10 protein-coding genes are annotated in these 12,800 nt (G+C 65.1%); 5 read left to right on the top strand and 5 right to left on the bottom strand.

Translation table 11 applies throughout. The features are described from left to right. Positions 1–57: 57 nt before the first annotated feature. Positions 58–1,947, bottom strand: a complete 1,890-nt coding sequence (locus ACCQ16_RS11960) for an ATP-binding cassette domain-containing protein (RefSeq protein ID WP_218496391.1) — start codon at positions 1,945–1,947, stop codon at positions 58–60. Positions 1,948–2,057: 110 nt separating this feature from the next. On the opposite strand from ACCQ16_RS11960, the gene dbpA reads away from it, so the two are divergent. Next, complete coding sequence (gene dbpA, locus ACCQ16_RS11965; RefSeq protein WP_277572713.1) at positions 2,058–3,434, top strand: ATP-dependent RNA helicase DbpA; 1,377 nt, start codon at positions 2,058–2,060, stop codon at positions 3,432–3,434. A 101-nt stretch (positions 3,435–3,535) separates the two neighbouring features. Here dbpA and ACCQ16_RS11970 read toward each other — a convergent pair whose 3' ends face one another. Together ACCQ16_RS11970 and ACCQ16_RS11975 are read right to left on the bottom strand one after the other, a co-directional pair. Next, positions 3,536–4,096, bottom strand: a complete 561-nt coding sequence (locus ACCQ16_RS11970; protein ID WP_014090366.1) for an adenine phosphoribosyltransferase — start codon at positions 4,094–4,096, stop codon at positions 3,536–3,538. Between the two features lie 94 nt (positions 4,097–4,190). After that, positions 4,191–5,747, bottom strand: coding sequence for a protein adenylyltransferase SelO (locus tag ACCQ16_RS11975; protein ID WP_127167144.1), 1,557 nt, complete (start codon positions 5,745–5,747; stop codon positions 4,191–4,193). Between the two features lie 281 nt (positions 5,748–6,028). Here ACCQ16_RS11975 and ACCQ16_RS11980 point away from each other — a divergent pair, with 281 nt between their 5' ends. Beyond that, positions 6,029–6,904: an alpha/beta hydrolase gene (locus ACCQ16_RS11980; RefSeq protein ID WP_372379966.1), complete on the top strand. Its 876-nt coding sequence runs from the start codon at positions 6,029–6,031 to the stop codon at positions 6,902–6,904. Positions 6,905–7,117: 213 nt separating this feature from the next. On the opposite strand, the gene ACCQ16_RS11985 is transcribed toward ACCQ16_RS11980, so the two are convergent. Then, entirely contained in the window at positions 7,118–7,816 is a 699-nt protein-coding gene (locus ACCQ16_RS11985) for a glutathione S-transferase (RefSeq protein ID WP_277572711.1), read from the bottom strand. 171 nt (positions 7,817–7,987) lie between these two features. Next, positions 7,988–8,197 (bottom strand): cold-shock protein, encoded by a 210-nt coding sequence (locus tag ACCQ16_RS11990; protein ID WP_008576153.1) that lies wholly within the window; start codon positions 8,195–8,197, stop codon positions 7,988–7,990. Between the two features lie 552 nt (positions 8,198–8,749). Here ACCQ16_RS11990 and ACCQ16_RS11995 point away from each other — a divergent pair. The 3 genes from ACCQ16_RS11995 to ACCQ16_RS12005 all read left to right on the top strand — a co-directional run bounded on the left by ACCQ16_RS11995 (position 8,750) and on the right by ACCQ16_RS12005 (position 12,762). After that, the gene (locus ACCQ16_RS11995; RefSeq protein WP_008576151.1) at positions 8,750–9,298 is read left to right on the top strand and encodes a YaeQ family protein; all 549 of its coding nucleotides are present in this window, start codon (positions 8,750–8,752) and stop codon (positions 9,296–9,298) included. Beyond that, a complete protein-coding gene (locus tag ACCQ16_RS12000; protein WP_031423053.1) occupies positions 9,295–10,476 on the top strand; it encodes a BaiN/RdsA family NAD(P)/FAD-dependent oxidoreductase in 1,182 nt (393 codons plus the stop codon). The genes ACCQ16_RS11995 and ACCQ16_RS12000 overlap by 4 nt, the downstream gene beginning before the upstream one ends. 216 nt (positions 10,477–10,692) lie before the next feature. Then, a complete protein-coding gene (locus tag ACCQ16_RS12005) occupies positions 10,693–12,762 on the top strand; it encodes a GGDEF/EAL domain-containing response regulator (RefSeq protein ID WP_008576147.1) in 2,070 nt (689 codons plus the stop codon). The last annotated feature ends 38 nt before the right edge of the window (positions 12,763–12,800 follow it).

Here is a 12,800-nt window from a genome sequence, read left to right on the forward strand (position 1 = left end):
TCGCCCTTCGTCGCGCCAGACGCGCGAACGGCACGCATTGCGCGTGCCGACCGACGATCAACTATCCAGCTCGCTCCAGCGCGCGTACGCCGCATCCAGGTGCTTTTGCGCATCGGCCAATGCTGCGGTGTGGGCCGCCATCGCCGCACTGTCGCGCTGATAGAAGGCCGGCTCGTTCATCGCCTCGGTGAGCGTGGCCACTTGCTGCTCCAGCGTCTCGATCAGGGCCGGCAGTCGCTCCAGCTCGCGTGCATCCTTGTAGCTGAGCTTGCGCTTGGGGGCGGTGTCCGCCGGCACTGCAGCCACGGGCGCGGTCGCCACCGCAGTGGCCGATGCCTTGGCCACCGCCATCGCATTGCCGACCGGCGTACGGCGCTGGCGCAGCGAATCGCTGTATCCGCCGACGTAATCGCCGATCAGGCCATCGCCCTCCATCACCAGCGTGGAGGTCACCACGTTGTCGAGGAAGTCGCGGTCATGGCTGACCAGCAGCAAGGTTCCGCTGTATTCGCCCAGCAATTCTTCCAGCAGCTCCAGCGTTTCCACGTCCAGGTCGTTGGTCGGTTCGTCCATCACCAGCAGGTTGGACGGCTGCGCGAACAGACGTGCCAGCAATAGGCGATTGCGCTCGCCACCGGACAGGCGCGTGATCGGCGCGCGCGCGCGCTCGGGGGTGAACAAGAAATCCTGCAGATAGGCATGCACGTGCTTGCGCTTGCCGTTGATTTCCAGGAAATCGCGGCCTTCGGCTACGTTTTCGATCGCGCTCCAGTCTTCGCGCAGGGTGGAACGGTATTGGTCGAAATACGCAATCTGCAGATTGGTACCGATGCGGATTTCGCCCTGCTGCGGCTGCAGATCGCCCAGCAACAGCTTGAGCAAGGTGGTCTTGCCGCTGCCGTTGGGGCCGATCAGGCCGATGCGGTCGCCACGCTGGATAATGGTGGAAAAATCCTTGACCATCGTGCGCGCACCGAACGCGAAGCCAACCTCCTTGGCCTCGATCACCTTCTTGCCGGACGACTCGCCCTGCGAGACTTCCATGCGCACGTTGCCGGTGAGCTCGCGCCGCTGCACGCGCTCGTTGCGCATCGATTCCAGGCGCCGCACGCGGCCCTCGTCGCGGGTGCGCCGCGCCTTGATGCCCTGACGGATCCAGATCTCTTCCTGCGCCAGCAACTTGTCGAAGCGCGCATTCTCCTGCGCCTGCGCATTGAGCCGTTCCTCGCGGCGGCGCTCGTAGTTGGCCCAGTCGCCCGGCCAGCTGGTGACCTGGCCGCGATCGATCTCGACGATGCGGGTGGCCAACGCACGCAGGAAGCGCCGGTCGTGGGTGACGAACAGCACGCTGCCGCTCCAGCCCTTCAGGAAGGTTTCCAGCCAATCGATGGCTTCGATATCCAGATGGTTGGTCGGTTCGTCCAGCAGCAGCACATCCGGCGAGGACACCAGCGAACGCGCCAACAGCACGCGTCGCTTCATACCGCCGGACAGCCGCGCGAACTCCGCATCGCCGTCCAGTTCCAGCTTGGTCAGCGTCTCGGTGACGCGTTGATCCAGCGCCCACCCGTCGGCCGCATCGATCTTGGCCTGCACCTTGCCGAACGCATCGGCGTCGAACACCTCGGCATGGCTGAGTTGATGGAATTCGGCCAGCCAATGACCCAACTCGCCCAGACCATCGGCCACCACGTCGAACACGCTGCCGCCGGTCCCTTGCGGTACCTCCTGCTCCAGCCGCGCGATGCGCACACCCTGTTGCACGCGCACTTCGCCATCGTCGGGCTTGAGCTCGCCGGCGATCAGTTTCATCAAGGTCGATTTGCCGGCGCCGTTGCGGCCGATCAAGGCGATACGCTCGCCCGGCTCGATCGTGAGGTCGGTTTTTTCCAGCAACAAGGGGCCGCCGACGCTGTAGTCGACGCTTTGCAGAGTGATTAAAGGCATGGCGCAATTGTACGGGATTGGTGATTGGGGATTCGGGATTGGCAAAAGCGCACGCTGTCACGGTGACGAATCCCGAATCCCTACTCCCCAATCCCGGGCTAAAATGCGCCATGAACGAATTCTGCGCGCTGCCGCTGTCGCCGGCCCTGGCCCCCGGCATCGACGCCCTTGGCTACACCGTCCTGACTCCCATCCAGGCGCAAAGCCTGCCGCCGATCCTGCAGGGGCTCGATGTCATCGCCCAGGCGCCGACCGGCAGCGGCAAGACCGCCGCGTTCGGGCTTGGCCTGCTGCAAAAGCTCGACCCTGCAGTGACCCGCGCACAGGCGCTGGTGATCTGCCCCACCCGCGAATTGGCCGACCAGGTCGGCAAGCAGCTGCGCAAGCTCGCCACCGGCATTCCCAACATGAAGCTGGTGGTGCTCACCGGCGGCATGCCGCTGGGCCCGCAGTTGGCCTCGCTGGACGCGCACCACCCGCAAGTGGTGGTGGGCACGCCCGGTCGCATCCAGGAACTGGCCCGCAAACGCGCCCTGCATCTGGGCGGCGTGCGCACGCTGGTGCTGGACGAGGCCGACCGCATGCTCGACATGGGCTTCGAAGAACCCATCCGCGAGATTGCCGGCCGTTGCGACAAACACCGCCAAAGCCTGCTGTTTTCGGCCACGTTCCCGGACAGTATCCGCGCGCTCGCACGCGAGCTGTTGAAGGAGCCGGTTGAGATCACGGTGGAAGGCGCCGATAGCGCACCGGAGATCGATCAGCAGTTCTTCGAGGTCGACCCGACCTATCGGCAAAAGGCCGTTGCCGGCCTGCTGCTGCGTTTCAATCCCGAGTCCAGCGTGGTGTTCTGCAATACCCGCAAGGAAGTGGACGAGGTGGCTGGCTCGCTGCAGGAATTCGGTTTCTCTGCGCTTGCCTTGCATGGCGACATGGAACAGCGCGACCGTGACGAAGTGCTGGTGCGCTTCGTCAACCGCAGCTGCAACGTGCTGGTGGCCAGCGACGTGGCCGCTCGCGGGCTGGACGTGGAAGACCTCTCGGCGGTGGTCAACTACGAGCTGCCCACCGATACCGAGACCTACCGCCATCGCATTGGCCGTACCGCACGTGCCGGCAAGCATGGACTGGCGCTGAGCCTGGTCGCCCCGCGCGAAACTGCCCGCGCGCAGGCACTGGAAGCCGAACAGGGCCAACCCTTGAAGTGGTCGCGTGCGCCACTGGCCACCGCGCGCCCGGCGCAACTGCCGCAGGCGGCAATGACCACCTTGCGCATCGATGGCGGCAAGACCGACAAGCTGCGTGCCGGCGACATCCTGGGCGCCCTGACTGGCGAAGCCGGGCTCTCGGGCGCGGCAATCGGCAAGATCGCCATCTACCCTACCCGCTCCTACGTGGCCATTGCCCGCGCGCAGGTCGCCAAGGCGCTGGCACATCTGCACGCAGGCAAGATCAAGGGACGCCGGTTTCGGGTCAGCAAGCTCTGAACGCAGCGCGGCCGGCATTGTGCCGGCCGCCTATGTTTCAGCTAGAGCAATCCTGGAAGCGCGCACGTCCACGCATCCAGGGTCGCTTCCAGCGCTTGGAATCAGTAAGAAAGTGTCGCCAACAGCGGCACATCGTTCGCCCATTTCTGGCGACCCTGCAGCACCTGCAATTCCACCAGCACGGCTGCGCCAACGACTTCCAGTTCGAGTTGGGCAGCAAGTCCCAGGGCCGCACGCAGCGTGCCGCCGGTGGCCAGCACGTCGTCGACAATCAGTACGCGCGCCCCGCGTGGCAGCGCATCCTCATGCATTTCGATGCGATCGGTGCCGTACTCCAGCGCGTATTCCTGGATCAGCGTGCGCCCCGGCAGCTTGCCCGGCTTGCGCACCGGCACGAAGCCGGTCCGCAGTTCGCGCGCCAGGGCAGCGCCCAGAATGAAACCGCGCGCCTCGATACCCAGCACCGCATCCAGCGGCGTGGTGCGCCACGGCTGCGCCATTTCGTCCAGCGCAGAGGCGAAATCCGGGCCGTCCGACAGCAACGGGGTAATGTCCTTGAAGACGATGCCCGGCTTGGGGAAATCGGCGATGTCGCGAATCCGCTCCGACCAATGGTTGGGTCCGGAAGTCGTGGTGCCGGCGCAGCGGCTGCAGTCAGTCATGAGGGCGGTGGCGTGGTGGCCGGTGGGGTTGCGCCTATTCTAGGCTGCGCACGCCATCCACGCCGGATTTACGGCATACCTGCATCTGAGCGCGTCAGGAACTGCACGACAGCATCGAACACCCGGCGCGATCGCGTGCCCAGTCCGGCCGCCGCGCCGCAAACGCGTCGCGCCCGTGCTGATCGTCGTAAGGGCGGCGCATGACCTCCAGCAACTCCTGCACCCCGGACGGGTCACCCTGCTCGGCACGGTCGATCGCCTGCTGCGCCAGATAATTGCGCAACACATAGCGCGGGTTGGCCAGGCGCATGCGCGCGCGCCGCTCTTCCGGCGACAGCGGATCCTGCTGCAGGCGCGCGGCATAGCGCTGCAGCCATTGCTGCAGCTGCGGCGCATCCGCCAGGCGTTTGTCTTCGTCGTAAAAGGCGTCGCGCAGCTGCGCGGGGTCCGGATGTTCGGGCGACAGGTCGATGAGCCCACGGAAGGTGAGCGTCATGTCCATCTCGGATTCGCGCATCAGGGCGCGCAGCGCGTCGATCAGCTGCAGATCCTCGTCGCGACACTCTGCCAAGCCCAGCTTGGCGGCGGTGTCGCGCCGGTCGCACGCCAGGTAGGTATCGCGAAAACGATCCAGCCCATATTGCAGCAGGGCCTGGTCGGCAAACAGCGGCGCCAGCGCCTGGGCAAGCCGGCCCAGGTTCCAGTAGGCCACTTGCGGCTGGGTGCCGAAGCGATAGCGCCGCCCCTGCGCGTCGGTGGTGTTGGGCGTCCAGTCCGGGTCATAGTCGTCGACCCAGCCATACGGGCCGTAGTCGATGGTCAGACCGAGGATCGACATGTTGTCGGTATTCATCACCCCATGCACAAACCCGACCCGCATCCAGTGCGCCACCATCACCGCGGTACGCTCGCAGACCTGCGCAAACCAGTCGGCGTAGAGCGCCTCGCTGGCACCGGCCAACGCCGGGAAATCGCGGGCGATGGTGAAATCCACCCACTGCTTCAGCAATGCGATATCGCCGCGTGCGCTGGGCAATTCGAAGTTGCCGAAACGGATGAACGAAGGCGCCACCCGGCACACGATCGCGCCCGGCTCGCGCTGCGGGTGGCCGTCGTAGAACATGTCGCGCACCACCGCCTCACCAGTGCCGACCAGGCTCAATGCACGCGTGGTCGGCACGCCCAGATGATGCATCGCCTCGCTGCACAGGAATTCGCGGATCGACGAGCGCAATACGGCGCGCCCATCGGCACCGCGCGAATACGGCGTCGGGCCGGCACCCTTGAGCTGCAATTCGTAGCGCCCACCGTCAGTTCCGATCGCCTCGCCCAGCGAAATCGCCCGCCCGTCGCCAAGCTGTCCGGCCCAATGCCCGAATTGATGCCCACCGTAGTTGACCGCCCAAGGCTGCATTCCCGGGTACAGCGCGTTGCCGCCGAACACCTGGGCGAACTGCGCACTGGCGATCTCGGCCGCCTCCAGGCCCAGCACCTGCGCCATCTCCGCCGAATGCGCGATCAGGTACGGAGCGGCGACCGGCGTCGGCAAGACAGACGACCAGGCCGCGCCCACCTCGCGCCGGCGTGCCCCCTCTTCCGGGTCGGCGGGCAGCTGCTGACGCAGACGATTATCGAAGTGCAAATGTGTCATGCCGGCAAGCCTAGGCCACCGGCAGTGAACCTGACATGGGCGAAGCCGCATCCGGCGCTGCGTGCGTACCGTATCTTCACTCGCCTGGCGTGTGCCGAGCGGGCTCGTCCTGCACATGCTTGCGACGTGCGATAGCCGCTAATAGCCGCCGGCTGCCGATCAGATGCGAACCAGACAGAGGCGAACGTTGCCGGGACGCCACTCTCTGGTCTGCACTTGCCGGCCTGTTGCGTTCGTGCCTGGTCCCCACCACCCTTCCTGCCCCCGTACCGATATTGCCCATGCCCTCGCGCGCTTCCCGCTGGTTCCGTCCTGCCCTCCTGTTGCTCGGTTCGTTGACCATGACGGCCTGCAGCAGCGTCTTTTTTGGTGGCATCAATGCCGCATCCAGCCGATCGGGCATTGTCGAGCATCGCGACCAGGTGTTCGATTCCGCGCACGGCCTGGCGCTGGATGTCTACCAGCCGCGCGGCGCAAGCGACGCGCCAGTGATGGTGTTTTTCTACGGCGGCACCTGGAAGCGCGGTTCACGCGCCAACTATCGCTGGGTGGGCCGCGCACTTGCGCGCCAGGGCGTGGTGGCGATGGTGGCCGACTACCGCAAGTATCCGCAGGTCGGATTACACGGTTTCATGTCCGACGCGGCAGGCGCCACCGCATGGAGCTACCGCCACGCGCACGAGTACGGCGGCAACCCGAATCGCCTCGCGGTGATGGGTCATTCGGCAGGCGCGCATATGGCCGCGTTGCTTGGCACCGATGCCCGCTGGCTGCAGGCGCAAGGCCTCAAACCTCACCAGTTGTGCGGCGTCGTAGGCCTGGCCGGGCCGTACGACTTCATGCCGATGACCGATCCCGAATTGGTCGAAATCTTCGGCGATGCGCCGGCAGCGCAACGGCAATCGCAACCGGTGCGTTACGTCGGCGGCGACGAACCGCCCATGTTGCTGCTGCATGGCGATGCCGACCGCGTGGTCGAACTACAGAACAGCGTCTCGCTGCAGCAGGCGCTCAAGCGCGAAGGCGGCAGTGCCGAACTGAAGGTCTACCCCGGCATGGGCCATCTCGGCATCCTGCTGGCGCTGCGCAAATCGCCCGAGCGCTCGCAGGTGCTGAACGATACGCTGCGGTTTGTGCGCCAGTGCCGGGTGCCTTGAAGCGCAATCCGCCCTGACGTCGTTGGGGATTGAGTGACTGCTGCGAACGGCTGATGGGCAGCGATACCGACGACGGTGTCGCTGGGTAGCCATTCGGATCCGGAATGAGCGGAATACATCGCGATGAGAGACGCCATGTCGTAGCAGCAGACAGCGGGCGAAACACAGTGCCGCCCACCTACTCGCACCCCGCTCTCCCTACTCCCCGATGCCTCAATTGGCCGGCTTGCTTCCCATCAGCTCGAACGGGCCGCCTTTCTTCAACGCAGCCTGATACGCCGGACGCGCTTGGATCCGCTGCAGAAACGCGTGCAAACGCGGGTATTTCTCCAGACCGCCGCCGCGTGCGGCCGCCGCCTGTACCGGGAAGCTCATCTGGATGTCGGCGGCGGTGAAGCGTTCGCCAGCGAACCAGTTGCTGGCCTGCAACGACTGCTCCATCCAATCCAGATGCAAGGTGAGCTGCGGCCCCACGAAACCCGACATCGCCTTGTCCACGATCGCACGTGCGATGGGTTTGGCGAAGAACGGCATCGGCGCGCTGCGGATGCGACCGAAGATCAGCGTCATCAGCAACGGCGGCATCGCCGAGCCTTCGGCGTAATGCATCCAATAGCGAAACTGCAGGCGCTCGGGCGAATCCAGCGGCCGCGGCGATGGCGACAGCGCGCACTCGGTGTCGTAGCGCTCGGTCAGGTACTCCAGGATTGCCCCAGATTCGGCTACGACCAGGTCGCCATCGACCAGCACCGGCGATTTGCCCAGCGGATGGATCGCGCGCAGCGCCGGCGGCGCCAGCATGGTCTTGGGGTCGCGTTCATGGCGCACGATCTGGTAAGGCAGCGCCAGTTCTTCCAGCAGCCACAGCACGCGCTGGGAACGGGAATTATTGAGATGGTGGACAGTGATCATGAGATAGCTGCGCGCGGAAAGCGCACATCCTACCGATCCAGGCGTCGTCGCTGTGCGCAAGCAGCGCCTGGTGGACGCGCCAGCGAGGCTGACCGCCTGTCGTGCAGACAATAAAAAACGCCAGCCGCTTGCACGGCCGGCGTTTTTGGCAACCCTAAGGTTGCAGGCGGATTAGACCGCCTGCACCTGGTCAGCCTGCATGCCCTTCTGGCCCTGCACGGCGACGAAGGTGACCTTCTGGCCTTCCTGCAGCGACTTGAAGCCGGTGCCCTGGATGGCGCGGAAGTGCACGAACAGGTCCGGGCCGCTTTCCGGGGTGATGAAGCCGAAGCCCTTGGCATCGTTGAACCACTTCACGGTACCGCTCTGACGCTCTGACATTTACTAACTCCTGAACTATTGATGGATAAATCGCAGCGTCCGAAAAGCCGGAGCTGAGACTGAGTTGCAGGCGTTGGTAAAGCGGAACGATGAAGCGAGATCTGTAACGATCCGGCTGCACCAGGCCACGATTCACGGTGACCCTTGCAAACACAGTGCGTGCACAGTACTCGTGTTTTCTGCAAAAAGCGACACCCTGCGTCAAATCTTTTGCAGTCGGGTCCAATCCGACGGCCTGTCGGGACTGTCCCCATCCCAATTGACCGGATGCCACTGCCTGACGCCCCCACAGCTGCGCAGATCATGGGGGCCGTTAACGACACCTGCCCGGCCATGGTCCGCGACGTCCTGGACCGCGCCTCAGCGCCTGTCGCCCCGCCGTGGCCCTTGCAGCCAACCGGCCTCTGAGCCAAGCCCACCCTGCCCTTGCTCGCACCATCCAGCTGTCAGCCAGCCCAGGCCCGGCCGACGACGCACCTCTGCCAGATGCGGGCAACACCCGGCGCATGAACCGGCCGCGTATCATAGGCGCCCTTTGCAACCGGCATCCTGATGGCCCTCACCGCCACCGTCCGCAGGGCGGAACTTCAGATCAGCGACATGGACCGCGGCTATTACGCCAACCATTCGCTGACCCTGGCCCAGCACCCTTCCGAGACCGACGAGCGCCTGATGGTGCGGCTGCTGGCGTTCGCGCTATTTGCCGACGATCGTCTGGAATTCGGCCGTGGCCTCAGCAACGACGACGAGCCGGACCTATGGCGGCGCGACTACACCGGCGACCCGGATCTGTGGATAGACCTCGGCCAGCCGGACGAAAGCCGCGTGCGCAAGGCCTGCAACCGCTCGCGCCAGGCGGTGGTCATCGGCTACGGCGGCCAGGCCACCGAAACCTGGTGGAAGAAGCACGCCAACGCCATGGGCCGGTACCGCAATCTGCGCGTGATCGAGCTCGACTCGCAGGCCACCGAAGCACTCGGCGCACTGATCCAGCGCGGCATGCGTTTTGACGTGATCATCCAGGACGGCGAAGTGCAGATGCTGGCCGACCACGGCAGCGTCACCCTGACCCCGATGGTGCGGCAAGCCCCGGCCGAATGAGCATGCGTTGCGACGTGCTGGTCATCGGCGCCGGCGCTGCCGGGCTGATGAGCGCCTTCACTGCCGGCCAGCGTGGCCGCAAGGTGGTGGTGATCGATCATGCCAACAAGGTCGGCAAGAAGATCCTGATGTCCGGTGGCGGGCGCTGCAATTTCACCAACACCGGCACCACGCCTGGCAACTTCATTTCGGCCAATCGGCATTTCTGCAAATCCGCCCTGGCGCGCTACAGCCCGGCGGATTTTGTGGAGATGGTCGAACGGCATGCCATCGCCTATCACGAGAAAGAGCTGGGCCAGTTGTTCTGCGACATCTCCTCCAAGCAGATCGTGCGCATGCTGCTGGACGAATGCGATGCGGCCGGCGTGCAGATCCGCACCCAGTGCGACGTGCTGTCGGTCCAGCGCGGCAGCGACGGCTTCCAGGTCCAGACCAGCCAGGGGGCCGTGCAGACGCAGTCGTTGATCGTGGCGACCGGGGGGCTGTCGATTCCCAGCATGGGGGCCAGCGGCTTCGGCTATACCCTGGCCAAGCAGTTCGGCCATGCGCTGCTGCCCACCCGCGCCGGGCTGGTGCCACTCACGCTGAGCGGCAAGCATCAGGAGCGTCTGCAAGCGCTGTCCGGGCTGGCGTTGCCGGTCCAGGCGCAGTGCAACGGAGTCAGCTTTCGCAATTCCATGCTGCTCACCCATCGTGGGGTCAGCGGCCCGGCGATCCTGCAGATTTCCTCGTATTGGCAGCCGGGCGACGATTTGCGGCTGGATCTGCTGCCCGGTCGCGATGCAGCGACGTGGCTGCGCGAACAAAAGCAGCAACGCGGCGCCACCGAGCTGCGCAACGTGCTGGCCGACGTGCTGCCGAAACGGTTTGCGCAACGCTTGTGCGAGCTCTGGCTGCCAGACAAGCCGGTGCGTCAGCTGGATCCGCCGCAGCTGACAGCCGCCGCCGAGCTGCTCGGCAGCTTTCCGCTGATCGCCAGCGGCACCGAAGGCTATCGGACAGCTGAAGTCACCCTGGGCGGGGTCGATACCCAACAGGTCTCCAGTGCGACCATGGAGTCGCGCCTGGTGGCAGGCCTGTACTTTGTCGGCGAGGTACTGGATGTCACCGGCTGGCTTGGCGGTTACAACTTTCAGTGGGCGTGGGCGTCCGGCCATGCAGCGGGGAGCGTGGCGTAACGGCGATGGCGGGGGGCTCGCCCACCGATCAGGTCAGGCGCCTTGAACGCGCTGTCGCGGCATGGACAGCACGCAGTGAAAACGGTCGATGCGCGCCAGAAGGCATCTTCCACGCGCAAATATTGTTCTACGTCTCACACTTGATGCGGCATGCTCCACACACATGGACGTGCCAAACCCCTTCGTGTATTAAAGCCCGTCTCTAGGGAGCCGCGCATGCAAAAAGGCAAAGATCTCACCCTCCGCCTGATGATCGTCGACGACAGCGTGGAGAGTGCGGAGACCATCGTCACCGCGCTGCGCAATGGCGGCATTGCGGTGCGTCCATCGCGACCGCAAAGCCAGGAGGAACTGGCCAGCATGCTGTCGGGCCAGATCGATCTGGCCATCTTGGGTCAGGCGCAGCAGATCCCCATGAGCGCCTTGCAGACCCAGATTGCGGGCAGCGGCAAGGACATCCCGATCATCTTGCTGGCCGAGCGGATCGAAGAGAACGCCCTGGTCGAGGCCGCTTCGCACGGGGTGCGCGCCATTGCATTGCGCCACCGCCCCGCGCATTTGCTTGCACTGGTGCGCTCGGAGTGGGACGACCTGCAGGCCCGCCGCGGACTGCGCCGCATCGAGGCGCAGATGCGCGAGACCGAGCGCCGCTGCGACGCACTCATCGCATCTTCGCGCGACCCGATCGCCTACGTGCATGAAGGCATGCATATCCGTGCCAACGATGCCTATCTGGAAATGTTCGGCTTCGAGTCGTTCGACGATGTCGAAGGCATCTCGCTGCTGGACATGATCGCCGCGCAGTACGTCGACGATTTCAAACAGCTGCTCAAGGCGATGTCCAAGGGCGAACCGCCGCCGGCACAGTACAAGCTCGATGCACGCCGCGTGGAAGGCGACACCTTCCCGGCCACGATGGAGTTCGCCACCGCCACCTATGAAGGCGAGCCGTGCATCCAGGTGGTGTTCCGGCGCCGCGAGGAGTTCGACCCGGAACTGGCGCGCGAAGTCGAAGACTTGCGCCAGCGCGACCAGGTCACCGGCCTGCTCAATCGCCCCACCTTCATGGTGGCGCTGGAACAGGCCGTGGCACAGGCCGGCCGCAGCGAGGGCCAATCCGGCTTCCTGTTGATCGAGCCGGATCACTACGCACGCATCCTGCCCGAGTTCGGGCTGGATTCGGCAGATGCGCTGATTGCTGCGCTTGCCGCGCACGTGGCGAGCGTGCTGGACGACAGCGTATTGGCCGCGCGCTTCGGCGAACACAGTTTCGCCCTGCTGTTGAATGGAAATTACGCGCGCACGCATGCGCTGGCCGAAACCGTGCGCAATGCGTTCGCGCAGCACGTGGTCAGCGTGGGGACGCGCTCGGCCACGGTGACGGTCAGCATCGGCGGCGTGCAGATCGGCGAAAAGATCGCCAGCATCGGCCAGGTACTCAATCGCGGCACCGAGGCGGTGCGCACTACTGCCGAGCTCGGTGGCAACGCGGTCAGCATCTACGACCCGGCTGCGGCGGATCGGGCCGAAGAAGAACGCATCGAACGTTGGGTCGAGCAGCTGCGCGAAGCGCTGGTCGGCGACGGTTTCCTGTTGCATTACCAGCCGGTGCTCAACCTGCAAGGCGAGCCGCTGGAGTTGTACCAGGCCTTCCTGCGCCTGGAACGCAACGGCGAAATGATGTCGCCGAACGCGTTCATGGCCATCGCCGAAGAGCACGACCTGGTCACCGAAATCGACCGCTGGGTGGTGGCGCGGGCCATCCGGCAACTGGGCGAACGCCAACGTGCCGGGCACAAGACCCATCTACTGGTACGCATCGGGCCGAACTCGTTCTCGGACCCGCAGATGATCGACACCATCCGCGAGCAATTGGCGGTCTACGGCGTCCCCGGCGAACGGCTGTGGCTGCAGACGCCGGAGTCGAAGGTGTTTACGCACCTGCGCAACGCGCAGCAGTTCCTGGCTGCGGTGTCGGCGATGGATTGCAAGGTCGGGCTGGAGCAGTTCGGCTCGGGCCTGGATTCGTTCCAGTTGCTGGCGCATTTCCACCCGGCCTTCCTCAAACTGGATCGCGGCATCACCGGCGACATCGCCTCGGCGCGGGAGAGCCAGGAAAAGATTCGCGAAATCACCTCGCGGGCGCAGCCGGCCGGCATTCTGACAATGGCCGAGTTCGTCGCCGATGCGCAGTCGATGAGCAGCTTCTTCAGTGCCGGAGTGGACTACGTCCAGGGCGATTTCGTGGCACCGACCGGGCCATTGATGAATTACGAGTTCGGCTGAAAGCCGGCGCGCCCGCTCGTTCGCAACCTCGCTAAGCA

Source organism: Xanthomonas sp. NCPPB 1062 (genome assembly GCF_041481705.2).
In the GTDB taxonomy this organism is placed as follows: domain Bacteria; phylum Pseudomonadota; class Gammaproteobacteria; order Xanthomonadales; family Xanthomonadaceae; genus Xanthomonas; species Xanthomonas euvesicatoria.